This is a genomic window from Streptomyces sp. NPDC056527 (genome assembly GCF_042794475.1).
Lineage (GTDB): Bacteria > Actinomycetota > Actinomycetes > Streptomycetales > Streptomycetaceae > Streptomyces.
In genome coordinates this window covers 1-15,112 of sequence record NZ_JBHTTQ010000140.1, presented here as the reverse complement: position 1 = coordinate 15,112, position 15,112 = coordinate 1, and the positions used below count along the sequence as shown (strand labels likewise).

The following is a 15,112-nucleotide window of genomic DNA, read 5'->3' as shown; positions in this document are numbered from 1 at the left end:
CCCCCAGGGGAGCCGGGCTTCCGCATCGTGCCTTGTCCGTGCCTACAGGCCGGCGGCCTTGCGCAGGGCCTCCACGCGGTCCGTGCGCTCCCAGGTGAAGTCGGGGAGCTCGCGGCCGAAGTGGCCGTACGCCGCGGTCTGGGCGTAGATCGGGCGGAGCAGGTCGAGGTCGCGGATGATCGCGGCCGGGCGGAGGTCGAAGACCTCGCCGATGGCGTTCTCGATCTTCTCGGTCTCGATCGTGTTGGTGCCGAAGGTCTCGACGAAGAGGCCCACGGGCTCGGCCTTGCCGATCGCGTAGGCGACCTGGACCTCGCAGCGCGAGGCGAGGCCGGCGGCCACGACGTTCTTGGCGACCCAGCGCATGGCGTAAGCGGCCGAGCGGTCGACCTTGGACGGGTCCTTGCCGGAGAAGGCGCCGCCACCGTGACGGGCCATGCCGCCGTAGGTGTCGATGATGATCTTGCGGCCGGTGAGGCCGGCGTCGCCCATCGGGCCGCCGATCTCGAAGCGTCCGGTCGGGTTGACCAGCAGGCGGTAGCCCTCGGTGTCCAGCTTGATGCCGTCTTCCAGGAGCTGCTTGATCACGTGCTCGACGACGAACTCGCGGATGTCGGGCGCGAGCAGCGACTCGAGGTCGATGTCGGAGGCGTGCTGCGAGGAGACCACGACCGTGTCGAGGCGGACGGCCTTGTCGCCGTCGTACTCGATGGTGACCTGGGTCTTGCCGTCGGGGCGCAGGTACGGGATGGTCCCGTTCTTGCGGACCTCGGTCAGCCGGCGGGAGAGCCGGTGCGCGAGGTAGATCGGGAGCGGCATGAGCTCCGGGGTCTCGTCCGACGCGTAGCCGAACATCAGGCCCTGGTCGCCGGCGCCCTGCTTGTCCAGCTCGTCCTCGTCGCCCTCGACGCGCTTCTCGTACGCCGTGTCGACGCCCTGCGCGATGTCCGGGGACTGCGACCCGATGGAGACCGAGACGCCGCAGGACGCGCCGTCGAAGCCCTTCTTCGAGGAGTCGTACCCGATCTCGAGGATCTTGTTCCGTACGAGGGTGGGGATGTCGGCCCACGCCTTCGTGGTGACCTCACCGGCGACGTGCACGAGACCGGTGGTGATCAGCGTCTCGACGGCGACGCGGGAGGTGGGGTCCTCGCGGAGGAGCGCGTCGAGAATGGTGTCGCTGATCTGGTCAGCGATCTTGTCGGGGTGACCTTCGGTCACGGACTCCGAAGTGAACAGACGACGGGACACAATGCTCCCTGGGGTTGCAGCGGCTGCTGGCTCAACAGTGTCGGACGGCAGGGGGCTGCGCCCCGCGACGTACCGCGACCAGTCTATCGGGCGTGCTCGGGCATTGGGCCAGGTGTCTCGCAAGGTGGGAGGCGGAGGCTCGTGGAATCCGGCCTCCCACGCATCACGTGCACCCGTTCCGATCCCCCGAGAGGACCGGATTCTCGGGATTTCACTCGGCCGAGGCGGTGAATTCCGGACGATCGGGGGATTCCCCGGAATTCTCCGCGGGCATGGTCCGCAGGCGTGGCGCGACCAGGTCCCAGACGATTTCCGCGAGGGCTTCCTTCGGTCCGTACGGTACGGGCGTGTCGGTGCCGTCCGCGGCGAGCACCACGGCCTCGTTCTCCTCGGATCCGAAGGTCTTGCGCTCCCCGACCTCGTTGACCACGAGCAGGTCGCAGCCCTTGCGGCGGAGCTTCTCCCGGCCGTTGGCGAGGACGTCGTCGGTCTCGGCGGCGAAGCCGACGACCACCTGGCCGGGAAGCGCCCGGTCGGCGGAGATCTCGGCGAGGATGTCGGGGTTGCGGACCAGTTCGACGGTCGGCGCCTCGACGTCGTCCCGCTTCTTGATCTTCCCCGACGCGTAGACCGCGGGGCGGAAGTCCGCGACGGCGGCCGCCATGACCACGGCGTCGGCGTCGCCCGCCGCCTTGAGGACGGCCTCGCGCAGCTGGATCGCGGTGCCGACATGGACCACGTCGACCCCTGCCGGGTCCGGGATGCCGGTGTTGGCCTCGACGAGCGTGACCCGGGCGCCGCGGGCCGCGGCGGCCTTGGCGAGGGCGTAGCCCTGCTTGCCGGAGGAGCGGTTGCCCAGGTAGCGGACCGGGTCGAGGGGCTCGCGGGTGCCGCCCGCGCTGACCACGACATGGCGGCCGACGAGGTCGGGGGCGGCGGTGCCGCGCGCGAGGATCCGCCGGCAGACCTCGAAGATCTCGGCGGGGTCCGGCAGCCGGCCCTTGCCGGTGTCGACGCCGGTCAGCCGGCCGACGGCGGGCTCGATGACGACGGCGCCCCGACGGCGCAGCGTGGCCACGTTCTCCTGGGTGGCCGGGTGCTCCCACATCTCGGTGTGCATTGCCGGGGCGAAGACGACCGGACAGCGGGCGGTCAGCAGTGTGTTCGTCAGGAGGTCGTCGGCGAGGCCGTGGGCGGCCTTGGCCAGCATGTCGGCGGTGGCGGGGGCCACGACGACGAGGTCGGCGCCCTGCCCGATCCGTACGTGCGGGACCTCGTGGACGGACTCCCACACCTCGGTCGAGGCGGGGTTGCCGGAGAGGGCGGACCAGGTCGCCGCGCCGACGAAGTTCAGGGCGGAGGCCGTCGGCACCACACGTACGTCGTGGCCCGACTCGGTCAGCCGCCGGAGCAGCTCACAGGCCTTGTACGCGGCGATGCCGCCACTGACCCCCAGAACGACCTTCGGCTTGGTCACCACTGCCACTCCCCGCACTCGGATGCGTACGTATCCATGAGACACCACAGGCCCGGCGGTTGTTCCGCCGGGCCTGTGGTGACGAACGTAACGTGCTTACTGCGCCGGGCCCTCGATGGCCTCGGAGGTCAGCAGACCCGCGTTGATCTCGCGCAGGGCGATCGAGAGCGGCTTCTCGTGGACGTGGGTGTCCACCAGCGGACCGACGTACTCGAGCAGGCCCTCGCCGAGCTGCGAGTAGTACGCGTTGATCTGACGCGCGCGCTTGGCCGCGTAGATCACGAGGCTGTACTTCGAGTCGGTGGCCTCGAGCAGCTCGTCGATCGGCGGGTTGATGATGCCCTCGGGCGCGGTGATGGAAGAGGACACGCTCTAGCCTTCCGAAGAAACTTCTGGGTGAGCTGATCGGGATGATCAGATCCAGGTGATCAGAAAAAGATCAAACAACGTTCATCAAGGCTAGCAGCTCACGCGCCACGTCCTCGACGGAGGTGTTGACAAGGGTGGTGTCGAACTCCGTCTCGGCGGTCAGTTCGATCTTGGCGGCCTCCAGCCGGCGCTCGATGACCTCGGGCGACTCGGTGCCGCGGCCGGTGAGCCGGCGGACCAGCTCGTCCCAGCTCGGCGGGGCCAGGAAGACCAGCTGCGAGTCCGGCATGGACTCCTTGACCTGCCGGGCGCCCTGGAGGTCGATCTCCAGGAGGACCGGCTCACCGGCCTCCAGTCGCTCCAGGACCGCGGCACGCGGCGTGCCGTAGCGGTTGCCCGCGAACTCGGCCCATTCGAGGAGTTCCCCGTTGGCGACCAGCTTGTCGAATTCGTCGTCCGTGACGAAGAAGTACTGGACACCGTGCTTCTCGCCGGGGCGCGGCTTTCGTGTCGTGGCCGACACCGAGAGCCAGACCTCGGGGTGGACCTTGCGCATATGAGCGACGACCGTGCTCTTGCCCACCCCGGAGGGGCCGGAGAGCACGGTCAGCCGCGGACGTACCTCTGCTGCCATGCAGCGATTATTCCAGCTTCACGGGGGTGCCTGGGACGGCAGACCCGTCTCAGGCGCCGGTGCTGCCGAACTCGCGCTCCAGGGAGGCGATCTGGTTGGAACCGAGCCCGCGCACACGACGGCTCTCGGAGATACCGAGCCGCTCCATGATCTGCTTGGCGCGGACCTTGCCCACGCCCGGGAGCGACTCCAGCAGCGCGGAGACCTTCATCTTGCCGATGACGTCGTTCTCCTGGCCGGTCTTGATCACCTCGTGGAGGGAGGCGCCGGAGTGCTTGAGTCGATTCTTGACCTCGGCCCGCTCCCGGCGAGCCGCGGCGGCCTTTTCGAGCGCGGCTGCGCGCTGTTCAGGGGTAAGGGGCGGAAGAGCCACGCCTACGTCACCTCGGATGTCGAACTGTCGGATACGGACCGGTGAGGAACCTAGTCGCCCCACACCAGTGGAGCAACGATCAACGTAGTGACCGTTGAACGCTGACTCTGCCCCGGAGACTAGCGGCCAATGTCTCTCCAGTCAGCGAGAACAAGCGAAAAGTCCTGGTCAGCATCGACCGACCAGGACTTTTCAGGCATAACGACCGGGTTTTGAGCCAAGTTCTTGTCAAGGAGTGAGACGGCCCCGACCTGCGGATTGGCCCGGCGGGGGGTCAGGAGGCGACGGCCTCGCGGATTTCCGTCGCGTAACGCTCCGCGGAGGCCCGCAGGGCGGCGGTGTCCGGGCCGTGCTTGAGGACGCCCCGGCTGACGTTCGGGACCACGTTGCGGACCGCCGCGCCGAAGACGGCCGGGAGGTCGGCCGGGGTGGCGCCCTGGGCACCGATGCCGGGGGCCAGGAGCGGGCCGTTGATGTCCAGGTCGAAGGAGGACAGGTCGCCGAGCGTCGCACCGACGACCGCGCCGAAGGAACCCATCGGGGTCTCCCCCGCGTTCTCCGCCGCGAGGTGGGCGAGCATGGTCGCGCCGATCGTGCGGCCGTCCTCGCGGACCGCCCGCTGGACCTCCGCGCCCTCCGGGTTGGAGGTGAGGGCCAGGACGAAGAGGCCCGCGCCGGACTCCCGCGCCAGGTCGACGGCCGGCTTCAGCGAGCCGTAGCCGAGGTACGGGGAGACCGTGAGGGCGTCCGAGAAGAGCGGGGAGTCCTTCCGGAGGAAGGTCTCGGCGTAGGCGGCCATCGTGGAGCCGATGTCGCCGCGCTTGGCGTCCATCACGACCAGGCCGCCCGCGGCCCGCAGCTCGGCGACGGCGCGCTCCAGGACGGCGACACCGCGCGATCCGAAGCGCTCGAAGAACGCGGACTGCGGCTTGAAGACGGCGACGGTCTCCGCGAGCGCCTCGACGACGGTGAAGGTGAAGCGCTCCAGGCCGGCGATGTCGTCGCCGAGGCCCCAGGAGTCGAGCAGGGCGGCGTGCGGGTCGATGCCGACGCAGAGCGGGCCGCGCTCGTCCATGGCGGAGCGCAGGCGGGTGCCGAAGGAGAGAGTCACTGCGTGGCCTTTCGGTTGTCGGCGCCGACGGCCTCGGCGAGGGTGGCGTACGGGGAGGCGGCGAGGCGCGCCGCGAGGCCCTTGTGGATGGCGCGGGCGTAGAGGGGCCCCTCGTAGATGAAGGCGCTGTAGCCCTGGATCAGGGTGGCGCCGGCCAGGATGCGCTGCCAGGCGTCCTCGGCGTTCTCGATGCCGCCGACGCCCACGAGGACCATCCGGTCCCCCACGCGCGTGTGGAGGCGCCTGAGCACCGCCAGGGAGCGCTCCTTGACGGGAGCGCCGGACAGTCCGCCGGTCTCCTTGATCAGCGCCGGGTCGGACTTCAGACCGAGGCCCTCGCGGGCGATGGTGGTGTTGGTGGCGATGATGCCGTCGAGGCCGAGCTCCAGGGCCAGGTCGGCGACCGCGTCGACGTCCTCGTCGGCCAGGTCGGGGGCGATCTTGACCAGGAGCGGGACGCGGCGATCGGTGACGGTGCGGTCGGCCGCTTCCCGTACCGCGGTGAGCAGCGGGCGAAGCGACTCGGTGGCCTGGAGGTTGCGCAGGCCGGGGGTGTTCGGCGAGGAGACGTTCACGACCAGGTAGTCGGCGTGCGCGGCGAGGCGCTCGGTGGACTTCACGTAGTCGGCGGCGGCCTCGGCCTCCGGCACGACCTTGGTCTTGCCGATGTTGACGCCCACGACGGTCTTGAAGACCGGCACGCGCGCGTGGAGACGGGCGGCGACGACGGCGGAGCCCTCGTTGTTGAAGCCCATGCGGTTGATCAGGGCGCGGTCCGGGACCAGCCGGAAGAGGCGCTTCTTGGGGTTGCCGGGCTGGGCCTCGCCGGTGACCGTGCCGATCTCGATGTGGTCGAAGCCGAGCATCGACATGCCGTCGATGGCGACGGCGTTCTTGTCGAAGCCGGCGGCGAGGCCGAAGGGGCCGTGCATCCGCAGACCGAGGGCCTCGGTGCGCAGCTCCTTGTGGCGGGGCGCGAGGACCGCGGCGACGAAGGTGCGCAGGACGGGGACGCGGGCGGCGAGGCGGATCCAGCGGAAGGCGAGGTAGTGGGCCTGCTCCGGGTCCATCCGCTTGAAGACCAGGTCGAAGAAGAACTTGTACATGTGGGTGTCCTCAGCAAGAGGGGGACACCGTTTCCGGTGTCCCCCTCATGGGTTGCTAGTCGCGGGCCGCGGTCAAGTGTTCCGCGTGTTCCTGGAGCGAGCGGACGCCGACGCCGCCGTGGTTGAGCGCGTCGATGCCCTGGACCGCCGCGGCGAGCGCCTGGACCGTGGTGAGACACGGAACGGAGCGGGCCACCGCCGCCGTACGGATGTCGTAGCCGTCGAGGCGGCCGCCGGTGCCGTACGGGGTGTTGACGATCAGGTCGACCTGGCCGTCGTGGATCAGCTGGACGATCGTCTTCTCGCCGTTCGGACCCTCGCCCTCGGACTGCTTGCGCACGATCGTGGCGTTGATGCCGTTGCGCTTGAGCACCTCCGCCGTGCCCGAGGTGGCCATCAGCTCGAAGCCGTGGGCGACCAGCTCGCGCGCCGGGAAGATCATCGAGCGCTTGTCGCGGTTGGCGACGGAGATGAAGGCGCGGCCCTTGGTGGGCAGCGGGCCGTAGGCGCCGGCCTGCGACTTCGCGTACGCCGTGCCGAAGACGGAGTCGATGCCCATGACCTCGCCGGTGGAGCGCATCTCCGGGCCGAGGATGGTGTCCACACCGCGGCCCTGGATGTCGCGGAAGCGCGTCCACGGCATCACGGCCTCCTTGACGGAGATCGGCGCGTCGAGCGGCAGGGTGCCGCCGTCGCCGGTCTTCGGGAGCAGGCCCTCCTCGCGCAGCTCGGCGATGGTGGCGCCCAGCGAGATGCGGGCGGCGGCCTTCGCCAGCGGGACGGCGGTCGCCTTCGAGGTGAAGGGGACGGTCCGGGAGGCGCGCGGGTTGGCCTCCAGGACGTAGAGGATGTCGCCGGCCATCGCGAACTGGATGTTGATCAGGCCGCGGACGCCGACGCCCTTGGCGATGGCCTCCGTGGAGGTGCGCAGGCGCTTGATGTCGAAGCCGCCGAGGGTGATCGGGGGCAGGGCGCAGGCCGAGTCGCCGGAGTGGATGCCGGCCTCCTCGATGTGCTCCATGACGCCGCCGAGGTAGAGCTCGTGGCCGTCGTAGAGCGCGTCGACGTCGATCTCGATGGCGTCGTCGAGGAAGCGGTCGACCAGGACCGGCCGGGTGGGGCTGATCTCGGTGGACTCGGCGATGTACGACTCAAGGCGGGCCTCGTCGTAGACGATCTCCATGCCGCGGCCGCCGAGCACGTACGACGGGCGTACGAGGACGGGGTAGCCGATCTCGTCGGCGATGGCCTTGGCGCCGGCGAAGGTCGTCGCGGTGCCGTGCTTGGGGGCCGGGAGGCCGGCCTCGGCGAGGACCTGGCCGAAGGCGCCGCGGTCCTCGGCGGCGTGGATGGCCTCCGGGGAGGTGCCGACGACGGGGACGCCGTTGTCCTTGAGCGCCTGGGACAGACCCAGCGGGGTCTGGCCGCCGAGCTGGACGACGACACCGGCGACGGGGCCGGCCAGCGTCTCGGCGTGGACGATCTCCAGGACGTCCTCGAGCGTCAGCGGCTCGAAGTACAGACGGTCGGAGGTGTCGTAGTCCGTCGAGACGGTCTCCGGGTTGCAGTTGACCATCACGGTCTCGTAGCCCGCGTCGCTGAGCGCGAAGGAGGCGTGGACGCAGGAGTAGTCGAACTCGATGCCCTGGCCGATGCGGTTCGGGCCGGAGCCCAGGATGATCACCGCGGGCTTCTCGCGCGGGGCGACCTCGCTCTCCTCGTCGTAGGACGAGTAGAAGTACGGGGTCTTGGCGGCGAACTCGGCGGCGCAGGTGTCGACCGTCTTGTAGACCGGGCGGACGCCGAGCGCGTGCCGGACCTCACGGACGACGTCCTCGCGCAGGCCGCGGATCTCGGCGATCTGGGCGTCGGAGAAGCCGTGGCGCTTGGCCTCGGCCAGGATCTCCGGGTGCAGCTTCTCGGCACCGGCCAGCTCGTCGGCGATCTCCTTGATCAGGAAGAGCTGGTCGACGAACCACGGGTCGATCTTCGTGGCGTCGAAGACCTCCTGGGGGGTGGCGCCGGCGCGGATGGCCTGCATGACGGTGTTGATGCGGCCGTCGGTGGGGCGGACCGCGTCCCGCAGCAGCTCGTCCTTGTCGCCGGGCTCGCCGACGAAGGTGAACTGCGAGCCCTTCTTCTCCAGGGAACGCAGGGCCTTCTGCAGCGCCTCGGTGAAGTTCCGGCCGATGGCCATGGCCTCGCCGACCGACTTCATGGTCGTGGTCAGCGTGGAGTCGGCCTGCGGGAACTTCTCGAAGGCGAAGCGCGGGGCCTTGACCACGACGTAGTCGAGCGTGGGCTCGAAGGACGCCGGCGTCTTCTCCGTGATGTCGTTGGGGATCTCGTCCAGCGTGTAGCCGACGGCGAGACGGGCCGCGATCTTGGCGATCGGGAAGCCGGTCGCCTTGGAGGCGAGGGCGGAGGAGCGGGAGACTCGCGGGTTCATCTCGATGACGATGATCCGGCCGTCGTCCGGGTTGACCGCGAACTGGATGTTGCAGCCGCCGGTGTCGACGCCGACCTCGCGGATGATCGCGATGCCGATGTCGCGCAGCCGCTGGTACTCGCGGTCCGTGAGGGTCATCGCCGGGGCGACGGTGATCGAGTCACCGGTGTGGACGCCCATCGGGTCGAAGTTCTCGATGGAGCAGACGACCACGACGTTGTCGTTCTTGTCGCGCATCAGCTCCAGCTCGTACTCCTTCCAGCCGAGGATGGACTCCTCCAGGAGCACCTCGGTGGTGGGAGAGAGCGTGAGGCCCTGACCGGCGATACGGCGCAGCTCCTCCTCGTCGTGGGCGAAGCCGGAACCGGCGCCGCCCATGGTGAAGGAGGGGCGGACGACGACGGGGTAGCCGCCGAGCGTCTCGACGCCCTTGAGGACGTCGTCCATGGAGTGGCAGATGACCGAGCTGGCGGACTCGCCGTACCCGATCTTGGCCTTGACGGCCTCGACGACACCCTTGAAGAGGTCGCGGTCCTCGCCCTTGTGGATCGCCTCGACGTTGGCGCCGATGAGCTCGACGCCGTACTTCTCGAGGACGCCCTGCTCGTGCATGGAGATCGCGGTGTTGAGCGCGGTCTGGCCGCCGAGGGTGGGCAGGAGGGCGTCGGGGCGCTCCTTGGCGATGATCTTCTCGACGAACTCGGGGGTGATCGGCTCGACGTAGGTGGCGTCGGCGATCTCCGGGTCGGTCATGATCGTGGCCGGGTTGGAGTTGACCAGGATCACCCGCAGGCCCTCGGCCTTGAGGATGCGGCAGGCCTGGGTGCCGGAGTAGTCGAACTCTGCGGCCTGGCCGATGACGATCGGGCCGGAGCCGATGACCAGGACGGACTGGATATCGGTGCGCTTAGGCACGCTCGGCCTCCATCAGGGATACGAAGCGGTCGAAGAGGTACGCGGCGTCGTGCGGGCCGGCGGCCGCTTCGGGGTGGTACTGGACGGAGAAGGCCGGCTGGTCGAGCAGCTGGAGGCCTTCGACGACCTGGTCGTTCAGGCAGACGTGGGAGACCTCGGCGCGGCCGTAGGGGGTCTCGGAGACCTTGTCGAGGGGCGCGTCGACGGCGAAGCCGTGGTTGTGCGCGGTGACCTCGACCTTGCCGGTGGTGCGGTCCTGCACCGGCTGGTTGATGCCGCGGTGGCCGTACTTCAGCTTGTAGGTGCCGAAGCCGAGCGCGCGGCCGAGGATCTGGTTGCCGAAGCAGATGCCGAAGAGCGGCGTCCTGCGCTCCAGGACCGCGCGCATGACGGAGACGGGGTGGTCGGCGGTGGCCGGGTCGCCCGGGCCGTTGGAGAAGAACACGCCGTCCGGGTTCACCGCGTACACGTCCTCGACGGTGGCGGTGGCGGGGAGCACGTGCACCTCGATGCCGCGCTCGGCCATCCGGTGCGGGGTCATGCCCTTGATGCCGAGGTCGACGGCGGCGACGGTGAACCTCTTGGTGCCGATCGCGGGGACGACGTACGTCTCCTTGGTGGCGACCTCGGCGGAGAGGTCGGCGCCCTTCATCTCGGGGGCCTGGCGGACCTCGGCGAGCATGGTGCCCTCGTCGGGCAGCGCGTTGCCGGAGAAGATGCCGACGCGCATCGCGCCGCTCTCGCGCAGATGGCGGGTGAGGGCGCGGGTGTCGATGCCGGAGATGCCGACGACGCCCTGGGCGGCGAGCTCCTCGCCCAGGGAGCGCTTGGCGCGCCAGTTGGAGGAGACGCGGGCGGGGTCGCGGACGACGTAGCCGGAGACCCAGATGCGGGAGGACTCGGGGTCCTCGTCGTTGACGCCGGTGTTGCCGACGTGCGGGGCCGTCATCACGACGACCTGGCGGTGGTACGACGGGTCGGTGAGGGTCTCCTGGTAGCCGGTCATGCCGGTGGAGAACACGGCCTCGCCGAAGGTCTCCCCCACGGCCCCGTAGGCACGGCCGCGGAAGATGCGGCCGTCCTCCAGGACGAGTACGGCGGGAACCTTGTCGGTTCCCCTTGTGGAGGTCGTCATCGTGCGGTGCCTTCCGTCGTGCTTGCGTGGTTCATGGAGTTGATGGCCTCGACCCAGGCGGCGTGCTCGGCCGCGCGGTCGGACCGGAAGCCGGAGTCGAGGAGCTTCTCGCCGTGTGCCCAGGTGACGATCAGCAGCCCGCCCTCGGCGAGGACCTTGCCGGCGATGCCCTTGTCGAGGCGGGCCTCGCGCAGCGCGGCGGCGGGGATGAAGAAGTCGTTCGCCCCGGGGCGTACGACCTCGATCCCGGCCTCGGTGAGCGTGAGCTCGACGCGGCTGCGGGTGCCCAGACCGTGGGCGACGATCCGGTCGAGCCACTGCCCGGCGGTCGTCGAGCCGTGGTAGCGCCCGCTGAGGGTCAGTTTCGCCTCGCCGGGCGCCTCCGGCGCGCCGGGGAGCTCGGGGAGGTCCGACTGGAGGCTGCCGCGCCACTTCCATCCCTGGCGCATCAGCCAGTAGACGAAGGCGATGAAGAGCAGGAGCCCGGCGACCCAGCCGAGCCGTGCGGCCCAGTCGGTCACCTCGGCCGACTTCTTCTCAGCCTCGGCGGCGAATTCGATGAGTGGTGTCACGCCAGCTTCCCGTCCACGACCGTTGCCCGGCCCCGCAGGAAGGTGTGGGTGATGCGTCCCGGCAGCTCGCGGCCCTCGTAGGGGGTGTTGCGGCTGCGGGAGGCGAAGCCCGCGGGGTCCACGAGACCACGGTATGCCGGATCGACCAGCGTCAGGTTCGCGGGCTCACCTGCCGAGACGGGGCGTCCGTGGCCCGTGGCCCGGCCGATCTGCGCGGGCTTGACGGACATGCGGTCGGCGACGCCGGCCCAGTCGAGCAGTCCGGTCTCGACCATCGTCTGCTGGACGACGGAGAGCGCGGTCTCCAGGCCGACCATGCCCATGGCGGCCGCGGCCCACTCGCAGTCCTTGTCCTCGTGCGGGTGCGGGGCGTGGTCGGTGGCGACGATGTCGATGGTGCCGTCGGCGAGAGCCTCGCGCAGCGCCATGACATCCCGCTCGGTGCGCAGCGGCGGGTTGACCTTGTAGACCGGGTTGTAGCTCCGGACCATCTCGTCGGTGAGGAGGAGGTGGTGCGGGGTGACCTCGGCGGTGACGTCGATGCCGCGGGACTTGGCCCAGCGGACGATCTCGACGGAGCCGGCGGTGGAGAGGTGGCAGATGTGGACGCGGGAGCCGACGTGCTCGGCGAGGAGGACGTCGCGGGCGATGATCGACTCCTCGGCGACGGCCGGCCAGCCGCCGAGGCCGAGCTCGGCGGAGACGATGCCCTCGTTCATCTGGGCGCCCTCGGTGAGGCGGGGCTCCTGGGCGTGCTGGGCGACGACGCCGCCGAAGGCCTTCACGTACTCCAGGGCGCGGCGCATGATCACGGCGTCGTCGACGCACTTGCCGTCGTCGGAGAAGACGGTGACGCCGGCGGCGGAGTCGTGCATGGCGCCGAGCTCGGCGAGCTTCTTGCCCTCCAGGCCGACGGTGACGGCGCCGATGGGCTGCACGTCGCAGTAGCCGGACTCCTTGCCGAGCCGGTAGACCTGCTCGACGACGCCGGCGGTGTCGGCGACCGGGAAGGTGTTGGCCATGGCGAAGACGGCCGTGTAGCCGCCGGAGGCGGCGGCGCGGGTGCCGGTGAGGACGGTCTCGGAGTCCTCGCGGCCGGGCTCGCGCAGGTGGGTGTGGAGGTCGACGAGGCCCGGCAGGAGGATCTGGCCGCCCGCCTCGATGACGCGGGTGATGTCGTCGGCCCACACCTTGGGCCCGACCTCGGCGATGGTCTCGCCGTCGATCAGGACGTCCTGGGCCTCGCCGCCGAGGACCTTCGCACCACGGATCAGGATCTTGCTCATGGTTACTTGCTCTCCTCGGTACGAGTGACAGTGGCGGCGGGCTCGGAACCACCGAGCAGCAGGTAGAGGACGGCCATCCGGATGGAGACGCCGTTGGCGACCTGCTCGACGACCGTGCAGCGGTCGGAGTCGGCGACCTCGGCGGTGATCTCCATGCCGCGGACCATGGGGCCGGGGTGCATGACGATGGCGTGCTCGGGCATCTTCGCCATCCGCTCGCCGTCGAGCCCGTACCGCCGCGAGTACTCGCGCTCGGTCGGGAAGAAGGCCGCGTTCATCCGCTCACGCTGCACACGCAGCATCATCACCGCGTCGGACTTGGGCAGCACGCTGTCGAGGTCGTAGCTGACGGCGCAGGGCCAGGTCTCGACGCCGACGGGGACCAGGGTGGGCGGGGCCACCAGGGTGACCTCGGCGCCGAGGGTGTGGAGCAGGTCGACGTTCGAGCGGGCGACCCGGCTGTGCAGGACATCGCCCACGAGGGTGATGCGCTTGCCCGCGAGGTCCTGGCCGAGGCCGGCGTCGCGGCCGACGAGGCGGCGACGCATGGTGAAGGCGTCCAGCAGGGCCTGGGTGGGGTGCTGGTGGGTGCCGTCGCCGGCGTTGATGACGGGTGCGTCGATCCAGCCGGAGGTGGCGAGCCGGTACGGGGCGCCGGAGGCGCTGTGGCGGATGACGACGGCGTCGACGCCCATCGCCTCCAGGGTCTGGGCGGTGTCCTTGAGGGACTCGCCCTTGGAGACGCTGGAGCCCTTGGCCGCGAAGTTGATCACGTCGGCGGAGAGGCGCTTCTCGGCGGCCTCGAAGGAGATCCGGGTGCGGGTGGAGTCCTCGAAGAACAGGTTGCAGATCGTTCGGCCGCGCAGGGTGGGCAGCTTCTTGATCGGCCGGTCGGCCACCCGGGCCATCTCCTCGGCGGTGTCGAGGATGAGGACGGCGTCGTCGCGGGTGAGGTCGGCGGCCGAGATGAGGTGACGCATCATCGGGTTTCGCTCCGTGGTGGCGAGGTGTGAGGGCGTGCGGGCACGCAGGGGTGTGCCCTGGACCCGTCGGGGTGCCGGTACGGCTAGGAGGAGGGCTTGCTGCCGAGCAGGACGGTGTCGCGACCGTCCTCTTCGGCGAGCTGGACCTTGACCGTTTCCCGCAGCGACGTGGGGAGGTTCTTGCCGACGTAGTCGGCGCGGATCGGGAGTTCGCGGTGGCCCCGGTCGACGAGGACCGCGAGCTGGACGGCGCGGGGGCGGCCGATGTCGCCGAGCGCGTCGAGCGCGGCGCGGATCGTACGGCCGGAGAAGAGCACGTCGTCGACGAGGACGACCAGGCGGCCGTCGATGCCGTCACCGGGGATCTCGGTGCGGCCGATGGCGCGCGCGGGCTTCATCCGCAGGTCGTCGCGGTACATGGTGATGTCGAGCGAGCCGACCGGGATGGTGCGTCCGGTGATCTCGGCGAGCTTGTCGGCCAGTCGGCGGGCGAGGAAGACGCCACGCGTGGGGATGCCGAGGAGAACCACGTCGTCTGCGCCCTTGGCGCGCTCGACGATCTCGTGGGCGATGCGGGTCAGTACCCGCGCGATGTCGGGGCCCTCGAGAACGGGCCGTGCGACATCGGTCTGCTGCTGTGCGTCCATATGAAACGGACCTCCTTCTCCGCCTCACGGGACGGACCTTAAAGGACGTCGGAATTGCGCCACCGACTCTACCAGGGGCGGGTGACCGCCCAGCTCACCACCCTGCCACCACTCCGGGCGCCGTCCCTCGGGAGGGGGCGGTATGGACCATTCGGCTTGACGGGAAAGAGTAACGCTGCGTAACCTCACAGTGAGTTACCAGCCACGCGGCGGAGCCGCACGTTGTCTACAGCGTCCAGCGTCCGGGGAGCTATATGTCCAGCGAATACGCAAAGCAGCTCGGGGCCAAGCTCCGTGCCATCCGCACCCAGCAGGGCCTTTCCCTCCACGGTGTGGAAGAGAAGTCCCAGGGCCGCTGGAAGGCCGTCGTCGTCGGCTCTTACGAGCGCGGTGACCGCGCCGTGACGGTGCAGCGCCTCGCCGAGCTTGCGGACTTCTACGGCGTTCCGGTGCAGGAGCTCCTGCCCGGCACGACCCCGGGCGGGGCCGCCGAGCCGCCGCCGAAGCTCGTTCTCGACCTCGAGCGTCTTGCCCACGTCCCGCAGGAGAAGGCCGGCCCCCTGCAGCGCTACGCGGCGACGATCCAGTCGCAGCGCGGCGACTACAACGGCAAGGTGCTGTCGATCCGCCAGGACGACCTGCGCACGCTCGCCGTCATCTACGACCAGTCGCCCTCGGTGCTGACCGAGCAGCTGATCAGCTGGGGCGTCCTGGACGCGGACGCGCGACGCGCGGTCGCCCACGAGGACAACTGAGCAGAAACGTTGCCGCCGGGGCGGGAAGGGCCTGAGGGCCCTCTCCGCC

General features: G+C 70.0%; 14 protein-coding genes. 1 reads left to right on the top strand and 13 read right to left on the bottom strand.

Features of this window, described 5'->3' with window-relative positions:
* Positions 1-42: 42 nt before the first annotated feature.
* From metK to pyrR, 13 genes are all read right to left on the bottom strand, one after another.
* Entirely contained in the window at positions 43-1,251 is a 1,209-nt protein-coding gene (gene metK / locus ACFQ7Q_RS34945) for a methionine adenosyltransferase (protein WP_362371761.1), read from the bottom strand.
* A gap of 211 nt (positions 1,252-1,462) precedes the next feature.
* Positions 1,463-2,728 carry a bifunctional phosphopantothenoylcysteine decarboxylase/phosphopantothenate--cysteine ligase CoaBC gene (coaBC, locus tag ACFQ7Q_RS34940; RefSeq protein ID WP_383562343.1) on the bottom strand — a complete coding sequence of 422 codons (1,266 nt, stop codon included), beginning with the start codon at positions 2,726-2,728 and terminating at the stop codon, positions 1,463-1,465.
* A 96-nt stretch (positions 2,729-2,824) separates the two neighbouring features.
* Complete coding sequence (gene rpoZ, locus ACFQ7Q_RS34935; RefSeq protein WP_005319902.1) at positions 2,825-3,097, bottom strand: DNA-directed RNA polymerase subunit omega; 273 nt, start codon at positions 3,095-3,097, stop codon at positions 2,825-2,827.
* A 70-nt stretch (positions 3,098-3,167) separates the two neighbouring features.
* On the bottom strand, positions 3,168-3,731 hold the full coding sequence (gene gmk, locus ACFQ7Q_RS34930) for a guanylate kinase (protein WP_383562341.1): 564 nt from the start codon (positions 3,729-3,731) through the stop codon (positions 3,168-3,170).
* A gap of 49 nt (positions 3,732-3,780) precedes the next feature.
* A complete protein-coding gene (locus ACFQ7Q_RS34925; RefSeq protein ID WP_030204477.1) occupies positions 3,781-4,104 on the bottom strand; it encodes an integration host factor in 324 nt (107 codons plus the stop codon).
* A 274-nt stretch (positions 4,105-4,378) separates the two neighbouring features.
* Entirely contained in the window at positions 4,379-5,215 is an 837-nt protein-coding gene (gene pyrF / locus ACFQ7Q_RS34920; RefSeq protein ID WP_383562339.1) for an orotidine-5'-phosphate decarboxylase, read from the bottom strand.
* Positions 5,212-6,321, bottom strand: coding sequence for a quinone-dependent dihydroorotate dehydrogenase (locus tag ACFQ7Q_RS34915; protein ID WP_383562337.1), 1,110 nt, complete (start codon positions 6,319-6,321; stop codon positions 5,212-5,214). Before ACFQ7Q_RS34915 ends, pyrF begins: the two co-directional genes overlap by 4 nt.
* 55 nt (positions 6,322-6,376) lie before the next feature.
* A complete protein-coding gene (gene carB, locus ACFQ7Q_RS34910; RefSeq protein ID WP_383562335.1) occupies positions 6,377-9,685 on the bottom strand; it encodes a carbamoyl-phosphate synthase large subunit in 3,309 nt (1,102 codons plus the stop codon).
* Positions 9,678-10,820 (bottom strand): glutamine-hydrolyzing carbamoyl-phosphate synthase small subunit, encoded by a 1,143-nt coding sequence (gene carA / locus ACFQ7Q_RS34905; RefSeq protein ID WP_383562333.1) that lies wholly within the window; start codon positions 10,818-10,820, stop codon positions 9,678-9,680. The genes carB and carA overlap by 8 nt, the downstream gene beginning before the upstream one ends.
* On the bottom strand, positions 10,817-11,392 hold the full coding sequence (locus tag ACFQ7Q_RS34900) for a hypothetical protein (RefSeq protein WP_383562331.1): 576 nt from the start codon (positions 11,390-11,392) through the stop codon (positions 10,817-10,819). The genes carA and ACFQ7Q_RS34900 overlap by 4 nt, the downstream gene beginning before the upstream one ends.
* Complete coding sequence (locus ACFQ7Q_RS34895; RefSeq protein WP_383562329.1) at positions 11,389-12,678, bottom strand: dihydroorotase; 1,290 nt, start codon at positions 12,676-12,678, stop codon at positions 11,389-11,391. Before ACFQ7Q_RS34895 ends, ACFQ7Q_RS34900 begins: the two co-directional genes overlap by 4 nt.
* 2 nt (positions 12,679-12,680) lie before the next feature.
* Complete coding sequence (locus ACFQ7Q_RS34890; RefSeq protein WP_329122859.1) at positions 12,681-13,661, bottom strand: aspartate carbamoyltransferase catalytic subunit; 981 nt, start codon at positions 13,659-13,661, stop codon at positions 12,681-12,683.
* Positions 13,662-13,744: 83 nt separating this feature from the next.
* Positions 13,745-14,308 (bottom strand): bifunctional pyr operon transcriptional regulator/uracil phosphoribosyltransferase PyrR, encoded by a 564-nt coding sequence (pyrR, locus tag ACFQ7Q_RS34885; RefSeq protein WP_383562327.1) that lies wholly within the window; start codon positions 14,306-14,308, stop codon positions 13,745-13,747.
* Positions 14,309-14,562: 254 nt separating this feature from the next.
* Between pyrR and bldD the strand changes: the two genes are divergently transcribed.
* Positions 14,563-15,063: a transcriptional regulator BldD gene (gene bldD, locus ACFQ7Q_RS34880; protein ID WP_017242229.1), complete on the top strand. Its 501-nt coding sequence runs from the start codon at positions 14,563-14,565 to the stop codon at positions 15,061-15,063.
* The last annotated feature ends 49 nt before the right edge of the window (positions 15,064-15,112 follow it).

Bases quoted from the DNA above. Each gene is read 5' to 3' on its own strand.
- gmk (WP_383562341.1), bottom strand. From the start codon at position 3,731: ATGGCAGCAGAGGTACGTCCGCGGCTGACCGTGCTCTCCGGCCCCTCC.
- ACFQ7Q_RS34915 (WP_383562337.1), bottom strand. From the start codon at position 6,321: ATGTACAAGTTCTTCTTCGACCTGGTCTTCAAGCGGATGGACCCGGAG.
- carA (WP_383562333.1), bottom strand. From the start codon at position 10,820: ATGACGACCTCCACAAGGGGAACCGACAAGGTTCCCGCCGTACTCGTC.
- ACFQ7Q_RS34895 (WP_383562329.1), bottom strand. From the start codon at position 12,678: ATGAGCAAGATCCTGATCCGTGGTGCGAAGGTCCTCGGCGGCGAGGCC.
- ACFQ7Q_RS34890 (WP_329122859.1), bottom strand. From the start codon at position 13,661: ATGATGCGTCACCTCATCTCGGCCGCCGACCTCACCCGCGACGACGCC.
- pyrR (WP_383562327.1), bottom strand. From the start codon at position 14,308: ATGGACGCACAGCAGCAGACCGATGTCGCACGGCCCGTTCTCGAGGGC.
- bldD (WP_017242229.1), top strand. From the start codon at position 14,563: ATGTCCAGCGAATACGCAAAGCAGCTCGGGGCCAAGCTCCGTGCCATC.